The 21,405-nt window shown below is 69.1% G+C and carries 16 protein-coding genes and 1 tRNA gene; 15 read left to right on the top strand and 2 right to left on the bottom strand.

The window, feature by feature from the left end:
• Positions 1-324: 324 nt before the first annotated feature.
• The 9 genes from MFF24_RS11400 to MFF24_RS11360 all read left to right on the top strand — a co-directional run bounded on the left by MFF24_RS11400 (position 325) and on the right by MFF24_RS11360 (position 11,689).
• On the top strand, positions 325-2,742 hold the full coding sequence (locus tag MFF24_RS11400) for a penicillin-binding protein 1A (RefSeq protein ID WP_108941508.1): 2,418 nt from the start codon (positions 325-327) through the stop codon (positions 2,740-2,742).
• A 292-nt stretch (positions 2,743-3,034) separates the two neighbouring features.
• On the top strand, positions 3,035-4,144 hold the full coding sequence (sfnG, locus tag MFF24_RS11395; RefSeq protein ID WP_238224539.1) for a dimethylsulfone monooxygenase SfnG: 1,110 nt from the start codon (positions 3,035-3,037) through the stop codon (positions 4,142-4,144).
• A gap of 47 nt (positions 4,145-4,191) precedes the next feature.
• Positions 4,192-5,451 carry an SfnB family sulfur acquisition oxidoreductase gene (locus MFF24_RS11390; RefSeq protein WP_238224537.1) on the top strand — a complete coding sequence of 420 codons (1,260 nt, stop codon included), beginning with the start codon at positions 4,192-4,194 and terminating at the stop codon, positions 5,449-5,451.
• A gap of 184 nt (positions 5,452-5,635) precedes the next feature.
• Positions 5,636-6,289, top strand: a complete 654-nt coding sequence (gene paoA / locus MFF24_RS11385) for an aldehyde dehydrogenase iron-sulfur subunit PaoA (RefSeq protein WP_238224535.1) — start codon at positions 5,636-5,638, stop codon at positions 6,287-6,289.
• A 14-nt stretch (positions 6,290-6,303) separates the two neighbouring features.
• A complete protein-coding gene (locus tag MFF24_RS11380) occupies positions 6,304-7,278 on the top strand; it encodes an FAD binding domain-containing protein (RefSeq protein ID WP_238224534.1) in 975 nt (324 codons plus the stop codon).
• A gap of 26 nt (positions 7,279-7,304) precedes the next feature.
• The gene (locus MFF24_RS11375) at positions 7,305-9,542 is read left to right on the top strand and encodes a xanthine dehydrogenase family protein molybdopterin-binding subunit (protein WP_238224531.1); all 2,238 of its coding nucleotides are present in this window, start codon (positions 7,305-7,307) and stop codon (positions 9,540-9,542) included.
• A 126-nt stretch (positions 9,543-9,668) separates the two neighbouring features.
• Positions 9,669-9,923, top strand: coding sequence for a hypothetical protein (locus tag MFF24_RS11370; protein WP_238224530.1), 255 nt, complete (start codon positions 9,669-9,671; stop codon positions 9,921-9,923).
• A 95-nt stretch (positions 9,924-10,018) separates the two neighbouring features.
• Positions 10,019-11,359 (top strand): NCS2 family permease, encoded by a 1,341-nt coding sequence (locus tag MFF24_RS11365; RefSeq protein ID WP_238224529.1) that lies wholly within the window; start codon positions 10,019-10,021, stop codon positions 11,357-11,359.
• Positions 11,360-11,491: 132 nt separating this feature from the next.
• Positions 11,492-11,689 carry a hypothetical protein gene (locus MFF24_RS11360; protein WP_133090038.1) on the top strand — a complete coding sequence of 66 codons (198 nt, stop codon included), beginning with the start codon at positions 11,492-11,494 and terminating at the stop codon, positions 11,687-11,689.
• Here MFF24_RS11360 and MFF24_RS11355 read toward each other — a convergent pair.
• Positions 11,678-12,709: an LLM class flavin-dependent oxidoreductase gene (locus MFF24_RS11355; protein WP_238224560.1), complete on the bottom strand. Its 1,032-nt coding sequence runs from the start codon at positions 12,707-12,709 to the stop codon at positions 11,678-11,680. The two genes, MFF24_RS11360 and MFF24_RS11355, sit on opposite strands and share 12 nt — an antisense overlap.
• 529 nt (positions 12,710-13,238) lie before the next feature.
• On the opposite strand from MFF24_RS11355, the gene MFF24_RS11350 reads away from it, so the two are divergent.
• Positions 13,239-13,463, top strand: a complete 225-nt coding sequence (locus MFF24_RS11350; protein WP_108941516.1) for a DUF6894 family protein — start codon at positions 13,239-13,241, stop codon at positions 13,461-13,463.
• A gap of 15 nt (positions 13,464-13,478) precedes the next feature.
• Here MFF24_RS11350 and MFF24_RS11345 read toward each other — a convergent pair whose 3' ends face one another.
• On the bottom strand, positions 13,479-14,645 hold the full coding sequence (locus MFF24_RS11345) for a dimethylmenaquinone methyltransferase (RefSeq protein ID WP_238224528.1): 1,167 nt from the start codon (positions 14,643-14,645) through the stop codon (positions 13,479-13,481).
• Between the two features lie 262 nt (positions 14,646-14,907).
• Here MFF24_RS11345 and MFF24_RS11340 point away from each other — a divergent pair, with 262 nt between their 5' ends.
• The 5 genes from MFF24_RS11340 (at position 14,908) to MFF24_RS11320 (ending at position 21,181) form a co-directional block, all read left to right on the top strand.
• Positions 14,908-16,548, top strand: a complete 1,641-nt coding sequence (locus tag MFF24_RS11340) for a glucan biosynthesis protein D (protein ID WP_238224527.1) — start codon at positions 14,908-14,910, stop codon at positions 16,546-16,548.
• Between the two features lie 29 nt (positions 16,549-16,577).
• Positions 16,578-18,758 carry a glucans biosynthesis glucosyltransferase MdoH gene (gene mdoH / locus MFF24_RS11335; protein ID WP_238224526.1) on the top strand — a complete coding sequence of 727 codons (2,181 nt, stop codon included), beginning with the start codon at positions 16,578-16,580 and terminating at the stop codon, positions 18,756-18,758.
• A gap of 141 nt (positions 18,759-18,899) precedes the next feature.
• Positions 18,900-18,989 (top strand) — tRNA-Ser (locus tag MFF24_RS11330).
• Between the two features lie 164 nt (positions 18,990-19,153).
• Positions 19,154-20,440, top strand: coding sequence for a tyrosine-type recombinase/integrase (locus tag MFF24_RS11325; protein WP_238224525.1), 1,287 nt, complete (start codon positions 19,154-19,156; stop codon positions 20,438-20,440).
• Positions 20,441-20,941: 501 nt separating this feature from the next.
• Positions 20,942-21,181, top strand: a complete 240-nt coding sequence (locus MFF24_RS11320) for a helix-turn-helix domain-containing protein (protein WP_238224524.1) — start codon at positions 20,942-20,944, stop codon at positions 21,179-21,181.
• The last annotated feature ends 224 nt before the right edge of the window (positions 21,182-21,405 follow it).

The following is a 21,405-nucleotide window of genomic DNA, read 5'->3' as shown; positions in this document are numbered from 1 at the left end:
GAGCCGGACATGGCTCCACGGCGCGAACAGCGGTGCCGCGGCCTTTGACGAGGCGTCGAGCGGCGCGAAAGCCCGAGGGGCGGCGGTCTTCCGCGGAAGCGGGTGCCGGCGACTGAGGCCGACAGAAGCCAAGGCGGTCGCTTTCGGGAGATCCCTTGGATCGCCCCAGTTTCACCATAGAGCCGGTGTCGATACGGGGCTCGACGAGCCCCCCGTCCGCCTGACACGAGGCGCGGCCGCGCGGGGCCTCACCAGAGCCCGCGGCAAGCCCTCGCGCTTGGCCTTCATCGGCGCGCAGCGGACGAGCGACGGAACGGACCCCGGATGCGTTTCATCCTGCGATTCTTCGCCTTCCTGTTCTCGGCCGGCGCGGTGGTGTTCTGCATCGCCGCGGCGGTGGGCGCGTTCTTCTACTGGAAGTACAGCCAGGACCTGCCCGACCACGCCGCGCTCGCCAATTACGAGCCGCCGGTGATGACCCGCGTCCACGCCGCCGACGGCTCGCTGCTGGCCGAGTACGCCCACGAGCGGCGCCTCTACCTGCCGATCCAGGCGATGCCGAAGATCGTGGTCGCCGCCTTCCTCTCGGCCGAGGACAAGAACTTCTACAAGCACGGCGGCATCGACCCCGAGGGCATCGTCCGCGCGGTGCTCACCAACGCCCAGTCCGGCAAGAAGCAGGGCGCCTCGACCATCACGCAGCAGGTGGCCAAGAACTTCCTGCTCTCGAACGAGCAGACCTACGACCGCAAGATCAAGGAAGCGCTGATCGCGCTGCGGATCGAGTCGGCCTACTCGAAGGACAAGATCCTCGAACTCTACCTCAACGAGATCTTTCTGGGCACCATCGTTCCCGGCCGCAACCTGCACGGCGTCGCGGCGGCCGCCCTGGATTACTTCGGAAAATCCGTCCACGAGCTGACGATCAACGAGGCGGCCTATCTCGCCGCGCTTCCCAAGGGCCCGAACAACTATCACCCCTACCGCAAGACCCAGGCGGCGCTGGCGCGGCGCAACGAGATCATCGGCCTGATGGCCCAGAACGGCTACATCACCGCCGAGGAGGCGAGCGAGGCCAAGAAGCAGTCGCTCGGCGTCAACCCGCGCGTCGCCTTCGCCAACGCGGCCAACGCCAATTACTTCACGGAAGAAGTGCGCCGCGAGATCTCCGAGCGCTACGGCCAGAGCAAGCTCTACGAGGGCGGCCTTTCGGTGCGCGCCACCCTCGACCCGAAGATGCAGGCGCTCGCCCGCAAGGCGCTCATCGACGGCCTCGTGCGCTACGATCAGGCCCGCGGCTGGCGCGGCGCCGAGCACAAGGTGGACCTGACCGGCCGCGACTGGGGCCAGGCCATCGCCGAATTGCCGGCGCTCGGCGACATCGCCCCCTGGCGGCTCGCGGTGGTGCTGAACACCAATGGCGGCGTGGCCCAGGTCGGCCTCCAGCCCAAGCGCGAGCCCGGCGGCGCCCTCTCGAAGGAGCGCGAGACCGGCGCGGTCACCGCGGAAGGCGTGAAGTGGACCGGCCGTCCGGTCGCCACCGCGCTGAAGGTCGGCGACGTGGTCTATGTCGAGCCGCTCGATCCGGCCAAGAGCACCTACCGCCTGCGCCAGAAGCCCGAGGTGTCGGGCGCCATCGTCGCGATGGACCCCTATACGGGCCGCGTCCACGCCATGGTCGGCGGCTTCTCCTACGAGGAATCCGAGTTCAACCGCGCGACGCAGGCGATGCGCCAGCCCGGCTCCTCGTTCAAGCCGCTCGTCTACTCGGCGGCGCTCGACAACGGCTACACCCCGTCCTCGGTGGTGCTCGATTCACCCATCACCATCGAGGCCGGCCCCGGCCAGGAGGCGTGGTCGCCCTCGAACTACGACGGCAAGTCCGGCGGCCCGCACACACTCCGCTACGGCATCGAGCACTCGAAGAACCTGATGACGGTGCGGCTGGCGAAAGACATCGGCATGCCGCTGATCGCCGAGTATTCCCGCCGCTTCGGCGTCTACGACGACCTGCTCCCCGTCCTGCCGATGTCGCTCGGCGCCGGCGAGACCACGGTGATGCGCATGGTCACCGCCTACTCGATGCTGGCCAATGGCGGGCGGCGCATCCGCCCGACGCTGATCGACCGCATCCAGGACCGCACCGGCGAGACAATCTACCGCCACGACAACCGCAAATGCGTCGGCTGCGACGCCGAGAAGTGGTCGGGCCAGGACGAGCCCAAGCTCGTGGACGAGTCCGAGCAGGTGCTCGACCCGCTCACCGCCTACCAGATGGTCTCGATCATGGAGGGCGTGGTCCAGCGTGGCACCGCGACCATCCTGAAGCAGATCGGCAAGCCGCTGGCGGGCAAGACCGGCACGACCAACGACGCCAAGGATGCGTGGTTCGTGGGCTTCTCGCCCGACCTCGCGGTCGGCGTCTATCTCGGCTTCGACAAGCCGCGCTCCCTCGGCGACCGGGCGACCGGCGGCGGGCTGGCCGCCCCCATCGTCCTCGACTTCCTGAAGGTCGCGCTCAAGGACAAGCCGCCGACCCCGTTCCGGGTGCCGCCGGGGATCAAGCTGATCCGCGTCAACGCCTCCTCCGGCACCCGCGCCGGCTCGGGCGAGGGCGGCGGCACCATCCTCGAGGCGTTCAAGCCCGGCACCGCCCCGCCGGACGCTTACGTCGCCCCATCTGCCCCCGCCGCGGCGCCACCGGATGCCGGCGCCGCCGCCCAGGCGGGCGGGGTGTACTGAAGTCCCTCCACCACAATCCGCGATCGACAGAGAGCCGCCCCGACCAGGGCGGCTCTTTTCGTTTCAGGGACGCCTTGATGGCGGATCGTATTCAACGAAAACGATCTTCGCCCGGACGCGGCACGGCGAAGAACGAGCTTTCGCGATGAGCTGAAAAAACGCCCGATCATTCCTTTGACGGCGAGTTTTTCCGCAGAGATGATCTGACACAACGAGATGATGACGCAGCAAAACCTGCCTTCATCTCAAATTTATCCAGATCAATGCTTCTCAAAGCGAGCGCTGCGCCACCATGCCCGTCCGGAACTCATCCTCGCCCGAGCCGATCCGCTTCGCCTACTGGGTGCCCAACGTCTCGGGCGGCCTCGTCATCAGCCGGATCGAGCAGCGCACGAGTTGGGACGCGGACTACAATCGCAAGCTCGCGCAGATCGCGGAAGCCTCCGGCTTCGATTACGCCCTGACGCAGATCCGCTTCACCGCCGGCTACGGCGCCGAGTACCAGCACGAATCGGTCGCCTTCAGCCACGCGCTGGCCGCCGCCACGACGCGGCTCACGGTGATCGCCGCGATCCTGCCGGGGCCCTGGAACCCGACGCTCGCCGCCAAGCAGATCGCGACCATCGCCCAGCTCACCGAGGGGCGCATCGCCGTCAACATCGTCTCGGGCTGGTTCTCAGGCGAGTTCCGGGCGATCGGCGAGCCGTGGCTCGACCACGACGAGCGCTACCGCCGCTCGGAGGAGTTCATCCGCAGCTTGCGCGGAATCTGGACCCAGGACGATTTCAGCTTCCGCGGCGATTTCTACCGCTACAGCGGCTACACCCTGAAGCCGAAGCCCGGCGCGCGCCTGCCCGAGATTTTCCAGGGCGGCTCCTCGCGCGCGGCCCGCGACATGGCCGCCCGCGTCTCCGACTGGTACTTCACCAACGGCAACACGCCCGACGGCGTGCGGGCGCAGGTCGAGGATCTCCGCGCTAAGGCAGCCGCGAATGGCCACTCGGTAAAAGTCGGGGTCAACGCCTTCGTCATCGCCCGCGACACGGAGGAGGAAGCCCGCGCCGTGCTGCAGGAGATCATCGCCAACGCCGATCCGGAGGCGGTGCGCGCCTTCGGCCACGAGGCGAAGAATGCCGGCGCGGCCTCGCCCGAGGGTGAGGGCAACTGGGCGAAATCGACCTTCGACGATCTCGTCCAGTACAACGACGGCTTCAAGACCAACCTGATCGGCACGCCGGACCAGATCGCCGAGCGCATCCTCGCGCTCAAGGAGGCCGGCGCCGACCTCGCGCTGCTCGCCTTCCTGCATTTCCAGGAGGAGGTGCAGTATTTCGGCGAGCAGGTGATCCCGCGGGTCCGCGCGCTGGAGGCCGCCCGCGAGCGCCGCGCCGAGGCGGCCTGATCCTCACACCATCAGTCGTGCATCCCCCCATCATCGGAGACCACTCCATGACCATCGCCGTCAGCCCCACCACGGCCGAGGCCGGCAGCCGGCCGCAGGGCGTGCCGGGGCCCGCCCGTCCCTCGACCCCGGCCCACATCGTGCGCGACGACGCCGAGGCGATCCGCATCGCCCACGACCTGGCGAAGGATTTTCGCGAGGGTGCGTCCGAGCGCGACCGCACCAATGCGCGCCCGCTGGCCGAACTCGACGCCTTCTCGCAAAGCGGCCTGTGGTCGATCAACGTGCCGAGGGCCTATGGCGGGCCGGAGGTCTCCTACCGGACGCTGGCGCAGGTGATCGCGATCATCGCCGCCGCCGACCCCTCGATCGCGCAGATCGCCCAGAACCATCTCGGCATCGTTGCGGCGATCCGCACCGTGTCCGACCCCGAGCAGCAGGCGCTTCTCTTCGCCGAAGTCCTGAAGGGTACCCGCTTCGGCAACGCCTTCTCGGAAAAGGGCACCAAGCGCGCTGCGGAGTTCGAGACCCGCTTCACCGATCACGGCGACCACGTGATCGTGCGCGGCCGGAAGTTCTATTCCTCGGGCGCGCTCCTGGCCCATCGCGTACCGATCGTCGCGCTCGATGATCAGGGCCGCGCCTGGTACGCCATCGCCGAGCGCGACGCGCCCGGCCTCACCGTGATCGACGACTGGTCGGCCTTCGGCCAGCGCGGCACGGCGAGCGGCACCGTCATCATCGAGGATGTGCGGGTCGAAAAAAGCCACCTCGTGCCGGGCTACCGCGCCTACGAGGCGCCGCGGGCGGACGGCGCGATCTTCCAGATCATCCAGGCCGCCATCGATGCCGGGATCGGCCGCGCGGCGCTCGACGACACCATCGACTTCGTGCGCGAGAAGGCGCGGCCCTGGATCGACAGCGGGGGAGAGCGGGCCTCGGACGATCCCTACACCATCCGCGCCATCGGCGACCTGACGATCCGCCAGCACGCGGCGGAAGCCCTGCTCGACCGGGCGGGCCTCGCCATCGACGCGGCGGTGACGAACCCGACGCCGGACAGCGTGACCGCGGCCCAGATCGCCACGGCCGAGGCCAAGGTTCTGACCACCGAGGTCGCGCTCGCCGCCTCGAACACCCTGTTCGAACTGTCCGGCACCCGCTCGACGCTGGCCGAGCACAACCTCGACCGTCACTGGCGCAACGCCCGCACCCACACCCTTCACGATCCGGTGCGGTGGAAGTACGCGATCGTCGGCAACCACGCGCTCAACGACGTGAACCCGCCGCTCCACGCCTGGAGCTAGATCCTCCCGGACGCGACCGAGGGATGCACGAGCGCCCGAAACAACCTCTGCGCTGCGCCATAGGGGCGCGGTGCTCGGCCGGATCAACCTGAACGCCTGTCGCGTTCCGCCTGCAGTTTTCGATCCATTCCAGACTGGTCGCGTTCCGTCGCGGCCGGTTCGGATGCGCGGAATGGCAGGCTCCATGACGGACCATTCGACGAGAGACCGGCGCTTCGACCCGACGCGCCGCACGGTGATGGGAAGCTGCGCGGCGCTGGCGACGCTCGGCGCCTCCCTGCGCGGCCGGGCGAGTGCTGCACCGGCAGGCGCCGCCGACCCGCAGCCCCAGACCATGCCGGTCTCGCTGACGATCAACGGGCAGCGGCACGACCTCACCCTCGACACCCGCACGACGCTGCTCGATGCGCTGCGCGAGCATCTCGACCTCACCGGCTCGAAGAAGGGCTGCGACCACGGCCAGTGCGGCGCCTGCACGGTGCTGGTGAACGGACGGCGGATCAATGCCTGCCTGACGCTCGCCGCGATGCACGAGGGCGACGCGGTCACCACCATCGAGGGGCTGGCGCAGGGTGATGCGCTGCATCCGCTCCAGGCCGCCTTCCTGCACCATGACGGCTACCAGTGCGGCTACTGCACCCCGGGCCAGATCTGCTCCGCCGCCGGCATGCTTTCGGAAGTCGAGGCGGGTTGGCCGAGCCACGTCACGGACGATCTCTCGGCCAAGGTCTCCCTGAGCGACGAAGAGATCCGCGAGCGGATGAGCGGCAACATCTGCCGCTGCTCGGCCTATCCCAACATCGTCGCGGCGATCCGCGACGCCAGCACCAAGATCTGAAGGAGGCGAACCCCATGAAGGCTTTCGCCTACGAGCGCCCCGCCACGGTTCAGGACGCGGCCCGGCTTGCAACGGAGCGGCCCGGCGCCCGCTTCATCGCCGGCGGCACCAACCTGCTCGATCTGATGAAGCTTCAGATCGAGACGCCCGCCACCCTGATCGACGTCAACCGCCTGCCGCTGGCCGACGTCACCGATACGGAGGAGGGCGGCCTGCGCATCGGCGCGCTGGTGCGCAATGCCGACCTCGCCGCGCATCCGCGGGTGCGCAAGGATTACGCAGTGCTGGGCAAGGCCCTGCTCGCGGGCGCTTCGGGCCAGTTGCGCAACAAGGCGACCACCGCCGGAAACCTGCTGCAGCGGACGCGCTGCTACTACTTCTACGACACGACCAAACCCTGCAACAAGCGCGAACCGGGCTCGGGCTGCTCTGCCATCGGCGGGTTCAACCGCATCATGGCGGTGCTGGGGGCGAGCGAGGCCTGCATCGCGACGAACCCCTCCGACATGAACGTGGCGATGCGCGTCCTCGACGCCACCGTGGAAACGATCGATCCGCAGGGCGCGCGGCGCAGCATCTCCATCGCCGATTTCCACCGCCTGCCCGGCGACACGCCGCAGATCGAAACCGACCTGAAACCCGGCGAACTCATCACCGCCGTGACGCTGCCCAAACCGGTCGAGGGCGTGCATCTCTACCGCAAGGTCCGCGACCGGGCGTCCTACGCCTTCGCCACGGTGTCGGTGGCCGCGATCATCGCGAGAGGCGAGGGCGACACGCCGAAGTCCGCGAAGCTCGCCTTCGGCGGGTTGGCCCACAAGCCGTGGCGGGTCGAGGCGGCGGAGGCGGCTCTGGTCGAGACCGGCTCGGCGGATGCCGCCGCCGACCGCGTGCTGGAAGGCGCCCGCGGCCAGGGCTCCAACGACTTCAAGATCCCGCTCACCCGCCGGACGCTGCGCGCCACTGTCGCGGAAGCTCTTCGCGTTTGACCTTTCGCGCCTGAGGATTCTCGCTCATGGACATGAACCAGCCGATCGGCGCGACGCCCCTCGATGGCAAGCCGGACGGACTCGTCGGCCGCCCCATCGACCGAATCGATGGGCGCCTCAAGGTGACGGGTCGCGCCCCCTACGCCTACGAGACCCGCGACCTGAAGAACCCGGCCTACGGCTTCCTCGTCGAGGCCGGCATTGCGAAGGGCCGCCTCCGCAGCCTCGACGTCTCCGCAGCGAAGCGGGCGCCGGGGGTGCTTCTCGTGATGACCCACGAGAACGTGCCGGAGCAGGGCGAGAAGAAGGAGCAGGTCTACCCGCAATTGCAGGGCACCGAGATCCGCTTCCACGGCCAGCCCATCGCCTTCGTGGTGGCGCAGAGCTTCGAGCAGGCCCGCGCGGCAGCCGCCCTCGTGCGGGCCGAGTACGACGTCGAGAAACCCGAAGCCTCGCTGAAGGCGGCCCGGCCGACGGCCGTCGAGCCGAAGCCGGCGCAGACGCCGCCCGACTCCAAGCTCGGCGACTTCGAAGGCGCCTTCGCCGGCGCCCCGGTCCAGCTCGACGTGGAATACACCACGCCGGTGCAGATCCACGCGCAGATGGAGCCGCACGCCACCATCGCCTCCTGGGAGACGGGACCGGACGGCGAGCGAGTGACCCTGTTCACCGCCAATCAGATGCTCAACCGCGGGCAGACCTCGCTGGCCTCGGTGCTGAAGCTGAAGCCGGAGAACGTGCGGCTGGTCTCGCACTATATCGGCGGCGGCTTCGGCTCGAAGCTGCAGCCGCAGCCCGAGGCGATCCTCTCCGCACTTGCCTCGAAGACGCTCAAGCGCCCGGTGAAGGTCGCCCTGACCCGGCAGCAGGAATTTCACGTCGCCACTCACCGCAGCGACACGATCCAGCGCATTCGCCTGGGCGCCGACGCGAACGGGCGGCTCACCGCCATCGCCCACGAATCCTGGTCCGCGACCGCGCCGGGGGACGTGTTCTACGAGACCTCGGCCGTCGTCACCCGCTCGCTCTACGCGGCGCAGAACCGCCTGACCCGGCACCGGCTCGCCAACCTCAACGTGCCAATTGCCTCCGCCATGCGGGCGCCCGGCGAGGCGGTGGGCCAGCTCGCCTTCGAATGCGCCATGGACGAGTTGGCCGAGCATCTGAAGCTTGATCCGATCGAACTGCGCATCCGCAACGAGCCGGAGCAGGACCCGGAGAAGCGCGTGCCCTTCTCCACCCGCCAGCTCGTCGCCTGCATGCGCGAGGGCGCGCAGCGCTTCGGCTGGGACAAGCGCGGCGCCACCGGGGCGACGCGGGACGGGCGCTGGCTCGTCGGCATGGGCATGGCGGCGGCCTCGCGACTCAACCCGCTGATGCCCTCGCAGGCGGGCGTGCGCCTCAACCCCGACGGCACGCTCACCGTGCGGATGGCGATGACCGATATCGGTACCGGCACCTACACGATCCTGGCCCAGATCGCGGGCGAGATGATGGGCCTGCCGGTCGAGCGCATCCGCGTCGAGATCGGCGACACCGCCTATCCGAAGGCCGCCGGCTCCGGAGGCTCGTTCGGCGCGGGCTCGGCCGGCTCCGCGCTCTACGTCGCCTGCGACAACCTCCGGCAATCGCTGCTGCAGGCGGCGGGCATGAACGCCGAGGGTGCGGTCTTCGCCGACGGGCGCGTCATCTCCGGCAACCGCTCCGAGGCGCTGACGGATCTGGCCGGGGCGCAGGGCGTCGAGGCCAAGGGCGAGATCAAGCCCGGCGCGATGAAGGAGAAGTACTCGCAGCACTCCTTCGGCGCGCATTTCGCCGAGGTCGGGGTCGATGCCGATACCGGCGAGATCCGGCTGCGGCGGATGCTCGGCGTGTTCACCGGTGGGCGCATCCTCAACCAGAAGACCGCCCGCTCGCAGGCTATCGGCGGCATGATCTTCGGCATCGGCGCGGCGCTGATGGAGGCCGCCGAGACCGACACCCGCTTCGGCCATTTCGTGAACCACGATCTGGCCGAGTACCACGTCCCGGCCCATGCCGACGTGCCGGCGATCGACGCGGTGTTCCTGCCCGAACTCGACGACAAAGCGAACCCGTTGAAGAGCAAGGGGCTCGGCGAGGTCAGCATCTGCGGCGCCGGCGCGGCTCTCGCCAATGCCGTCTACAACGCCACGGGGCTGCGCATCCGCGACTACCCGCTGACGCTGGACAAGGTGCTCGACGGCTGGACCGATCAGGAGGGCGCAGCCCAGCGCCGGACCTGAACCCTTCGCGAAATCTCACGCGCACGGCACCCGGATTGCGGATCGTGATCCGGGTGCCCATGTCGGAATCACCGTTGCTGCGAACATCCTCCGACCGGCTCGGGCCGGAACCGTAAGTCCCCCACCATGACCCGTTTTCCGATCTTCAGCGCACTCGTCCTCGGCGGCCTCTCTCTTGCCGGCACCGCGACGGCACAGGCTTTCCCGAACGACGAGGCGTCGGTGCGGTACCGGCAGCTCATCCAGCAGCTTCCGCCCTCCGAGCGCCCGCGCCCGCACGATCCGCGCTGGACCACGAACGCGATCAGCCCCAGCACCGGCCGCTTCGGCCTGCCCCTGTCGGGCCCGGCCGCCCGCGGCGGGATGACGGCCGTTCGCTGAGCGGCCATCCATTCCGGCCGGTGTCGCGGTCTGGCCTGCATCGCCCACGCCTGCCATGAGGGAAGCCCCCTCATCCGGACAGGATCTGCGCGGCGATGAACAGGAAGCCGGACACGGCCGCCCCGAAGCCGCACTGGCTCGAACGCCTGTTCAAGCTGGAGGCGCACGGCACCACGGTCCGCACCGAGCTGCTGGCGGGGCTGACCACCTTCCTCACCATGGCCTACATCGTCTTCGTCAATCCGAGCATCCTCGCCGATGCCGGGATGCCGAAGGACTCGGTCTTCGTCGCGACCTGCCTCATCGCCGCCCTCGGCTCGCTCGTGATGGCATTCGCCGCCAACTGGCCGGTGGCGCTGGCACCGGGGATGGGGCTGAACGCCTACTTCGCCTACGTCGTCGTGCAGGGGATGGGCTACACGTGGCAGGCGGCGCTCGGCGCGGTGTTCCTCTCCGGCCTCTGCTTCCTCGCCGTGACGCTGACGGGCCTGCGCGGGATCATCGTCGCCGGCATCCCGCGCTCCATGCGCGTCGCGCTCACCGTCGGCATCGGTCTGTTCCTCGCGATCATCGCGCTCAAGAACGCGGGCGTGGTGGCGGCCAACCCCGCCACCTTCGTGACGCTCGGCGACCTGCGCCAGCCCGGCACCGTGCTCGCCGCCCTCGGCTTCCTGATGGTGGCGGTGCTCTCGGCACGGCGGATCAGGGCGGCGCTGCTCCTCACCATCCTGATGGTGACGGGCCTGAGCTTCGTCTTCGCCGGCAACGCCTTCCAGGGCATCGTCTCGGCGCCGCCCTCCTTGAGCCCGACGCTGTTGGCCCTCGACATCCCCGGCGCACTCACCGGAGGGCTCCTCAACGTCATCCTCGTGCTGTTCCTGGTCGAACTGTTCGACGCCACCGGCACGCTGATGGCGGTGGCCAGCCGCGCCGGCCTCCTGCCGGAGGCGGGACGCTCGGCCGCGCTCGACCGGGCGCTGATGGCCGATTCCGCGGCGATCTTCACCGGTTCGCTGCTCGGCACGTCGAGCACCACCGCCTATCTCGAGAGCGCGACCGGCGTGGAGGAGGGCGGGCGCACCGGGCTCACCGCCGCCACCGTCGCCGTGCTGTTCCTGGCCTGCCTGTTCTTCGCGCCGCTCGCCGGCTCGGTCCCGGCCTACGCCACCGCGCCGGCCCTGTTCTACGTCGCCTGCCTGATGCTGCGCGACCTCACCGCCCTCGACTGGGACGACCTCACCGAGGTGATTCCGGCCTGCGTCACGGCGCTCCTGATGCCGTTCACCTATTCCATCGCCAACGGCGTCGCCTTCGGCTTCATCACCTACGCCGTGCTGAAGGCACTGACCGGCCGCGCCCGCGAGGTGAAGCCGGTGGTGTGGGTGATCGCCGCCGTCTTCCTGTTCAAGTTCGTCGAGACCGGCGGCGCGCATTGACGGCTTCGCGGAGAAAGCGAACCGCCGCGCGGTGGCACGATCCGTCAACCAATCCGCGCCACGATAGGCTGTGTCCGCGCCCGCCGGGCCCGGACGGCACCGGCCATGCGAGACCGGTGACGGAGACCGGCCATGATCAAGCGCACCGGCCTCGCAATCCTTCTCGGCCTCGGCGGCTTTGCCCTGGGCAGCGTCGTCGCGCGGGTGATGGGGGAGGGCGGCCCCCGCCCCGGCGGGACGGCGGAGGCCCCGCCCGCCCTGCGCCACATCACGCAGCTTCCGCCGCCCGCCGCGAAGGCCGCCCGAGACGTCCCGCTTTCAGGCCGCTGAGCGCTCCGGCGAGGCCTGCGCCGCCAGAGTGCCGTGCGCCTCGGCCAAGATCGCGTAGGAGGCGCGCCGCGCCCCGTGATCGTAGATCGCCGAGGCCGCCATCACCTCGTCGGCGCCGGTCTCGGCCACCAGCGCCTCCAGCCCGGCGCGCACGGTCTCGCGCGAGCCCACCAGGGAGCGCGCCAGCATCCGCGAGGCCTGCGCCTTCTCCGCCGGGCTCCAATAGGCCTCGATGTCGTCGATCGGCGGGGGCAGGAGGCCGCGGGTGCCGCGCACCAGCCGGGTGAATTGCTGCTGCGCCGTGGTGAACAGACGCCGCGCCTCCCCGTCGGTCTCGGCCGCGACGACGTTGATGCCGACCATGGCGTAGGGCCGCTGCAACTGCTCGGAGGGCTGGAAGCGGGCGCGGTAGGCCGCGAGCGCCGGCAGCAGCGCGTCCGGCGCGAAATGCGAGGCGAAGGCGTAGGGCAGGCCGAGCAGGCCGGCGAGTTCCGCCCCGAACAGGCTCGACCCGAGAATCCAGAGCGGCACCCTGAGGCCCGCGCCGGGCACGGCCTGCACCGACTGCCCCTCCCGCACCGGGCCGAAGAGGGCCTGCAATTCGAGCACGTCCTGCGGAAATCGCTCCGCCGAACCGTAGTCGCGGCGCAGCGCCCGCAGGGTCGCCCCGTCCGTGCCCGGCGCTCGGCCGAGCCCGAGATCGATCCGGCCCGGATACAGCGCCTCCAGCGTGCCGAACTGCTCGGCGATCACCAGCGGCGCGTGGTTGGGCAGCATGATCCCGCCGGCGCCGACGCGGATGCGGGTCGTGCCCGCCGCGACGTGGCCGATCACCACCGCCGTGGCGGCGCTGGCGATGCCGGTCATGTTGTGGTGCTCGGCGAGCCAGAAGCGGCGGTAGCCGAGCCCTTCGGCATGCCGGGCGAGATCGAGGCTGTTGGCAAGCGCCCGTCCCGGCGTGGCGCCCTCCGGGATGAAGGCGAGATCGAGGACGGAGAGAGGAGGCAGGGGAGAGGGCATCAGGGAACCGCGCACCTTCGCTTCGCGCCCGTTCGGGCGCAAAATTCTGTTTCCCCTCGATGCGGACAGATCGTGTGCGGGACGGCCCGGCGCAAGGAAAAAAGGGGCTTGCGCGCGGCGCGCAAACCGTCCTAGCCTCCCCTCATCGGCGCTGCGGCGCCGCCCTGAGACAAGGAGGTCGGCCATGAGACATCACGGCATCACCGTCTCCCCCGCGCGCACTGCCGACGCGGATCAGGACACGCCACCCAACCAGGATCAGCAGGGATAGTGGCTCTCTGAACGCTGCGGAAGGTCGAGTTCCCCCGCCGGTCCGAGGGCGGGGCGGCAGCTCCCACCGCGCGCGAGAGTGTGGCCCCTGCAAAAGCCCGTCGGCGAAAGCCGGCGGGCTTTTTCATGCCGAGAGAAGATCGTGCCTGCCCGATCGCTCGGCAGGCAAGCGAAATTTCCACCACATCGCGTTGTATCGGCCATCCCGGCTCAAGGCTTGCACGAGCGGCTCCGAACGAGGCTCGGAGGTCGGCGCCGGATGCCACTCTTTCATTTCGAGCTCTGCCGGAACGGCCGGACCATCGGTGAAACGGAGACGCGCGACTGTCCCGATTGCGGCATGGCCTTCCGCGCCGCCCGCGACATGATCCGCACCCTGCGCGAGGCCGACACCCTGCCCGACGAGGCCCGCGAGCACACCCTGCGGGTCAGCTACGTCGATCACTCGACGCTGTTCGACCTGCCGTTCAATCTGGGGATCTGAGGGTGACCGAGGGCGTCACCCCTTCCAGTTCTTCAGCGCGGCGAACGGGCTGCCGGAGAGGTCCGGGGGCGGGGGGTTGAGCACCGGCTCGACCTGGGCGATCGCGTCGTCCCTAGAATGTGCGCTGCCGTTCGGCAGCTTGCCGCCGGCGGCATCGCGGTGGCCGCCGCCGCGGAAAGCGCGGGCGCCGTCCAGCGCCGTGCCGTCGATGGAGCGGAACGAGAGCGTGCCCGCCCGCTGCACGTTGACCACCCGCTTGGCCCGGCCCGCCTCCATCACCTGATCGGAGACCCGCTGGAACGTGCCGGAATCGAGACCGAAGGAGAGCAGCGTGCCGTCCGAGAGCGGTTGGAACAGCACGTCCGAGCGGGCCAGCGCCCGGGCCAGGCGCTGGCGCGCGGTCAAGGCCCTGTCGTCACCCGGCTCGTCCGCGAGCAGGGCGTCGACCAGGCTGGCGCGGAGTTCGCCCGAGCGGCGCTCCAGCTCGGCCGGGGTGGCGCCCGCCCGCAGCCGGCCCGCCGCCGCCATCAGCAGGTCGGAGACGAAGCGATCGTGCCAGGGATGGCCCGCCGGCACCAGGGTCGAGACGCTGTCCCAGAACAGCTCGTCGAGCGCGAGGCCGCCGGCGAAGTTCGGCTCGCCCTTCTTCCACAGGTCGAGCGCCTCGACCGCCTCGATCAGCGCCGCAAGGTCGGCCGCCTGCGTCTCGGGCAGCGTCGTCTCGGGGGCGTAGAGGGCGCGCTGGTCGTACGCCATCCGCGTGGCGCAATGCGCCTCGTCGATGAGCACGAACACCTCAGGGTCGCCGAGATCCGCCCGCAGCAGCCCGGCGCGCTCGGGATCGGGTCCGATCTCGAGGTTCTGGCGCTTGAGCTGGTCGATCGAGGAGGCGTGGTGGTCGAGCACCACGAGACGGTGGCGCGCCTCCTCCGCCCGGCCGCGGTTCATCGCGGCGAAGCGGCGCAGGAAGGCGACCGTCGGCTCCTCCAGCCCGAGATCGGTCATCAGCAGCGTCTCGGAGGCCGCCGCGCCGCGCAGGCGCTTCAGCTCGTCCTCCACCACCGGGCCGACATCGGAATAGCGGGCGACGTGGACCACCCGCGACACCGCGGCGAAGGCGGCGGCGACAGTCGTGGCACCGTAGCCGTCGAGGTCGTGATGGGAGATCTGCGTGACGATCATCGGCAGAAATCTCGACTCAAGGCTGGACAGGAGGCTCGCGGGACGCGAGACGGCGGGCGCCGCGGATGCGGCGTGCGAGGTTCGAGCCTCTTACGCCGGCCGGCCCCGAAAGGTCCACGGGCCTTCGGTCCCGATTCCCGATGCGCCGCCCCGATGCGCTGCAACGACCGGGCAAGCCCGGCAACCTTAACGCCCGGTTCAGGCGTTGAGATCCTATCTGCGACCGTCCTTCACCCGAGAACACCGTGAGAACCGGCGAGGCATGACGCATCCGACCGACCTCTCGACCCGCGATGCGCAGCGGACCGGCCCCGCCCTCGGACGCGCCCTCGGCCCGTGTCTCGATCGCCGCCGGCTGATCGGCGGCGCCGCGGCCGGCGCCGCCCTGGCCCTGCTGCCGGGACGGGCGGACGCCCAGGCCGCGGCGCCGGCGCTGCCCGCTTCGGGCTCGCCCTTCTCGGATGCCACCGTGCCGGACCTCGCCCGGGCGCTCGGCAACCGGGCCTTCGTGGCGCCGACCGCGAACGACATGCCCGACCCGCTGAAGAACCTGTCGCGGGAAGCCTACGAGGCGATCCGCCTCCGGCCCGAGGCATTGCTGTGGGGCGGCGAACCGCACGGCTTCGCCGTCGAGCCGCTGCTGCGCGGCTTCTACTACACCGACCGGGTCGCGCTGTTCCTCGTCGAGGACGGCGTGGTCCGTCCCGTCACCTACGCGCGGGGGGAGTACGAGGCGGGATCGGAGGCGGGCGCGGCGGCCTTGCCGGAGACCGAGCCGGGCTTCTCCGGCCTGCGCATCCGCGCGCGGTTCGGCGAGCGGCACCAGGATTTCGCGCTGTTCCAGGGCGCCTGCTTCTACCGGCTGGTGGGGCAGGGCCAGGAATTCGGCGTCAACGGGCGCGCCCTGATGCTGCGCCCGGCCGACCCGCGCGGCGAGGAATTCCCGCGCTGGCGGGCCCTGTTCGTGGAGCGCCCGAAGACCCCGGACGGCCCGCTGGTGATCCATGCCCTGATCGATTCCGACTCGCTCGCCGCAGCGCTCCGCCTGGAACTGCGCCCCGGCGAAACCTCGACCGCCACGGTCACCGCCACCCTGGTCACCCGCAAGGCGGTCGAGCATCTGGGTCTCGGCGGCATGCAGGCGCCGTTCCTGTTCGGCCCGCACGATCGGCGCGGCGCTGACGATGCCCGCGCCGCGGTTTACGCCGCGGGCGGCCTGCAGATCCGCAACGGCGGTGGCGAGGCGATCTGGCGCCCGGTGCGCAACCCGGAGACGCTGCAGATCTCGGGCTTCCTCGACAACGGACCGCAGGGCTTCGGCCTGATCCAGCGGGACCGGTCTGCCGCGACCTTCGAGGACGACACCCACCCCTGGCAGCGCTGCCCCTCGCTCTGGGTCGAGCCGGGCGAATCGACCGGTGCCGACAACCTTTGGGGGGAGGGCGCCGTGACGCTCCTCGAGATCCCGAGCGACGCGGAGATCAACGAGAACGTCATCGCCTATTGGCGGCCGAAGGCGGCCCTGCCCGCCGGTCAGGAGATCCGCGTCGGCTACCGGCAGAACTGGGGCGGCGAGCCGCCGGTCGGTCCGCTCGCGCGGGTCACGGGCACCCGCAGCGGTCGCGGCGGCGCCAATCCCCGGCGCCTGTTCCTCGTCGATTTCACCGGCGACCTTCTGTTCACGCCGGCAGGCACGATGGTGCCCGTCGAGACGGTGCTGATCGCCGGCCCCGGCCGGATCGTCGAGGGGGCGACCCGCTGGATCGCCCATCCGGAGACCCGCACCGTGAGGGTCGCCTTCGAGCTGGATCCCGGCAGTGAGCGGGCGGTCGAACTGCGCCTTGCCCTCAAGACGGAAGGGCGGCAGATCACGGAAACGTGGCTTTACCGCTGGACGCCCTGACCCTCCCCCGAATTCTCGCCGGAGCGACGATGCCCGACCCCGCCGCCAGCGTCTCGACCGTGATGGACCGCCCCGCGCCGGTGCCCGCGCCGGCGGAACACCGTGCCGAGGCGGGCCTCGACCGGGCCGCCATGCCGAAGCGGGCGCTGCTGCCCATGCCGGTGCAGGACCTGCGCAACCGGCCGGCGACGCGCCGCAACGGCGGCGGCGGGCCGCTGGCGGCGCGGCTGTTCGTGTTCGGTGGGGCCGCCGCGCTCACCGCCTACGGCGCGTGGCAGATGTACGAGGTGATCTCGGTCTCCGGCGGTGCGACGTGGCTGCAGTACGTGCTGCTGGTCCTGTTCGTCCTGAACTTCTCCTGGATCGCCCTGGCCTTCACCGCCGCGCTCCTCGGCTTCGCGGCGCTGCTGCGGCGGACGCCGCCGGCGCCGCTGCCTGCAAGCCTCGCCACCCGCACCGCCATCGTCATGCCGGTCTACAACGAGGGCAGCGCCCGGGTCTTCGCCGGGCTCCAGGCCATGCACGAGGCCGTCGAGGCCACCGGCCTCGGGCGCCATTTCGACTGGTTTGTGCTGTCCGACTCGACGCAAGCCGATGCCTGGATCGCCGAGGAGCGCGCCTTCCTGGAGTTGCGCGAGGAACTTGGCCCTGAGGCGCGCCTCTATTACCGCCACCGGGCGAAGAACCATCACCGCAAGGCCGGCAACATCGCCGACTTCGTCACCGGCTGGGGCGGCGCCTACGACCACATGCTGGTGCTCGACGCCGACAGCCTGCTCACCGGCGACTGCATCGTGCGGCTGACGGCGGCGATGGAGGCCGACCCGCAGGCGGGCATCATCCAGAGCCTGCCGCTCATCATCAACCGCAACACGCTGTTCGCCCGGCTCCAGCAATTCGCCGCGCGCATCTACGGCCCCGTCATCGCCACCGGCCTCTCGGTCTGGTCGGGCCGCGACGGCAATTACTGGGGCCACAACGCGATCATCCGGATGCGGGCCTTCGCCGAGGCCGCGGGCCTGCCCGACCTCAAGGGCCGCCCGCCGTTTGGCGGCCACATCCTCAGCCACGACTTCGTCGAGGCGGCGCTGATCCGCCGCGCCGGCTGGGGCGTGACCATGCTGCCGCAATTGGAGGGCTCCTACGAGGAGAGCCCGCCCTCGCTGATCGACCTCGCCGTGCGCGACCGGCGCTGGGCGCAAGGGAACCTGCAGCATGCCCGCGTCATCGGCGCGTCAGGCCTCGCGCCGGCCTCGCGCCAGCATTTCGCCACGGGGATCGCCGGCTACGTCGCCTCGCCGCTCTGGCTCGCGCAGCTCGTGATCGGTATCATCATCGTGCTGCAGACCGCCTGGGTGCGGCCCGAATATTTTTCCGCCGAGTTCGGCCTCTACCCCGTCTGGCCGCGCTTCGACCCGGTGCGCGCGCTCCAGCTCTTCGCGCTCACCATGGGCATTCTGCTCGCCCCGAAGGTCCTGGGCCTGATCCTCGCGCTGCTCGATACCGAGACCCGGCGGGCGAGCGGCGGAGCGGGGCGGCTGACCCTGTCCTTCCTGATCGAGATCCTGCTCTCGGCGCTGATCGCGCCGATCGCGATGCTGATCCAGTCGGGCTCGGTGTTCCAGATCCTGGCCGGGCGCGACACCGGCTGGAACCCGCAGCGCCGCGACGACGGCTCGATTCCGGTCTCCGACATCGTGCGCCGCCACCGCTGGCACACCGGCCTCGGCCTGGTCACGGGGATTGCGGCATTTGCCATCGCCACCTCTCTGTTCCTGTGGATGTCGCCGACGATCCTCGGCCTCGTCCTGGCGATTCCGCTGTCCTGGGCGAGTGGCCAACTGGCGCTCGGCCTCGCCCTGAAGCACCGCGGCCTCCTGATCACCCCCGAGGAGCAGACGCCGCCGGCCATCGCGCTGCGCGCGGGCGAACTCGCCCGTCGCAACGCGGCGCGCGGCTTCGACGACGGGGACGCGCTGGCCGCCCTCCATGCCGACGCCGCCCTTGCCCAGGCGCACGCGGCGATGCTGCCCGAAGGTGCGCCTCGGCCGCGCGGAAACATCGACGCGGACCACACGCTCGCCCGCGCCAAGATCGTGGAGGCGGAGACTGTGGCCGAAGCGCAGGCTTGGCTCACCCCGAAAGAGCGCTTCGCCCTGCTCCACGACCGCGCGGCGCTCGACCAGCTCACCCGTCTGCGGCCCGCCTGAAACCCACAACCCTACAAACTTCCTCCGCGCCCGGGCCGCACAGGCCCAATCCACGCCTCGAACGTTGACGCTGATCCCCCGGCGGCCATAGACAAGCATCGACCGCAGAGCCGGACGCGATCGCGCGGCTCCGACGGGCAGGGAAGGGTGGCCGAGTGGTTTAAGGCAGCGGTCTTGAAAACCGCCGTGGGGGCAACTCCACCGTGGGTTCGAATCCCACCCCTTCCGCCAGTTTTTCGATCTGCATGGTCATGCGTGGTTTTCCGGGTTGTCGAACCCGTTGATGCAGCACCATATTCTCGGGTGACGTGGTCGCGTGGGGGTATGTCAGGACCGCCAAGGATACGCGTCATGCTTGGGCAAACGCTTGGGCACTCTCGTACCGGGATCGGACCATGCCCACCATCAACAAGCTGACCGCAAAGCAGATCGTGACCCTCCCCCTCGGCCTGCACAGCGACGGCGGAAACCTCTACCTGTCAGTGCGCCCGGGCGGATCACGCCAGTGGGTGATGCGCTATCGGTTCGGCGGGCGACAGCGCGAACTTGGCCTTGGAGGAGCTGGCTCCCATGCGCTCACGCTCGCTGCCGCGCGGACGGCGGCCGAGGAGATCCGCTCGCAAATCCGTCAGGGCGTCGATCCGTTGGCGAAGCGTGAAGCGGACGTGAAGGTGTTGCGCATTCCGACCTTCCGGGAGGCTATGGACGATTTCATCAAGCGTAGCGAGAGCACGTGGAAGAGTAAGAAGAGCGCCCCGCAGTGGCGGGCCAGCCTCGACACCCATGCTGCGGCTCTGATGAAGCGGCCTGTCGATCAAATCGACACGAGCGACGTTATCGCTGTCCTCGACCCGATCTGGAGCCGCTTGCCTGAGACCGCGAAGCGGGTTCGCGGACGGATCGAGGCGATCCTATCGATGGCTAAAACGTGCGGCTTCCGCTCCGGAGAGAACCCTGCCGCCTGGCGCGATAACCTCAAGAACGTGTTCCCGGCCAAGCCGAAGCTCGTGCGTGGCCACTTCAAGGCGATGGATCACGACGAGATCCCAGCCTTCATGACCCAACTACGCGCCACCGATTCGATGAGCGCACTGGCGCTGGAGTGGATCATCCTGACCGTCCTACGCCCAGGCGTCGGCGTAAGCGCGCGCTGGTCGGAAATCGACAGGAAAAGCGGAACCTGGACGATCAAGGCGGAGCGTATGAAGAGCCGTAAAGAAGCGGCTCTCGTCGGCGAAGATCATGTTGTGCCGCTCTGCGACCGCGCCCTCGACCTTCTCGATCGAGTAGAGGCACTCCGGCTCACGAACAAGGGCGATGAGCTTCTCTTTCCGAGCCAGAAGCTCAAGCCGCTCTCTTTGACGGCGCTCGAACACTGCCGTGAGCGGATGGGTGTTTACGTGACGACTCACGGCTTCCGCGCGACCTTCCGGACCTGGGCCAGTTCCGCCACGTTCCACGAGGTGGAACTGGCTGAGAAGGCGCTCGGCCATCTGGTCGGAGACGAGACCGAACGCGCCTACAACCGTGGCCACCTGCTCGAGAAGCGACGACGGCTGATGGCCGATTGGGCAGACCACTTGGCCGGCACCCTGACCCCGAAGAAGAACCCGTTCGTCATCCAGGGCAGCGCGATCCCACGGCAGGTCGTGGATGAGATGCGCAGACGCTGGGCACGTTGAGGCCGGCAGAAGCATCCACTCGGCAGGATCCGATGTCCCCCGGGACGACGAGATGCCGCTCGGCAGCGCGCATATCCTTCCTAGCTTGACAGTTAGCTAATGCGGCCTACCTTCGATTGCATGGAAGTGCACGCGGTGTTGTATCGGCGGCAGGGCAAAGCGGCTGGTACAACTTGGCGTCTGAGCCAAACCGTAAGCATGGCGGCCCCTCTGAGCGACTGTTCCGGACACGATTGCGGCTGACAGAACAACCCGCCGAGCAAACATAGAAGCGGACTGGACCTGCAACCAGGCGTGACCGGATCAAAGGGTGTCCTCGCCAAGGGCACCTGGTGGCAATTGAGGAAGAAATCGGCGGCGTGACCAAAGGCCTATGTCGCGCAGTCGAGGCAATTCTACGGGGCGGTCGGGCAGGACCGCAGCAGCCTTCCGTAGTCTGATGGCATTCACGCGACCGGAGCCCGTCTACGGGCAACGGCCGAACGCTATCGGACCGACAACATGCCCGAAATCAATTCCAGCACCATTTTGATCAAATTTGTGACTATCGACGAGCTCGCTTCAATTTTTGGAGTTTCACGTTCAACCGTGAAGAACTGGCGCGCTCGCCGAATTATCAAACCGTGTGTAGCGATTGGGAGCGTCGTTCGCTTCGATCCAGCCGAATGCAAGCGTAAACTTGCGGAATTTGGAGGGAAAAACCTCAAATCAGAGATTAAAAAGGGACGTAATCCAGACTAGTAAATTTATATCATTGAGCCAATATCGTATTATAGAATACATTTGGGGATAGGTCTAGAATCTCCCGAGAAAGGCCTCATGCGCTCCATCACCGAGAGAAGCATACATTTAACCTATCCAGAAGTGGTTCCGCGTTCCCGGGATTTTGGACCATGCTCATACCTGTGCGGCAGGGGCTCCGCCAACTGACTTCTTGGTATGATCGCACCGAGCCACCGCCGATG

The sequence above is a fragment of the Methylorubrum aminovorans genome, from assembly GCF_022179725.1.
GTDB lineage: Bacteria > Pseudomonadota > Alphaproteobacteria > Rhizobiales > Beijerinckiaceae > Methylobacterium > Methylobacterium aminovorans.
Note: the sequence above shows the minus strand (reverse complement) of the source record. Positions and strands in the feature narration are given on the sequence as shown.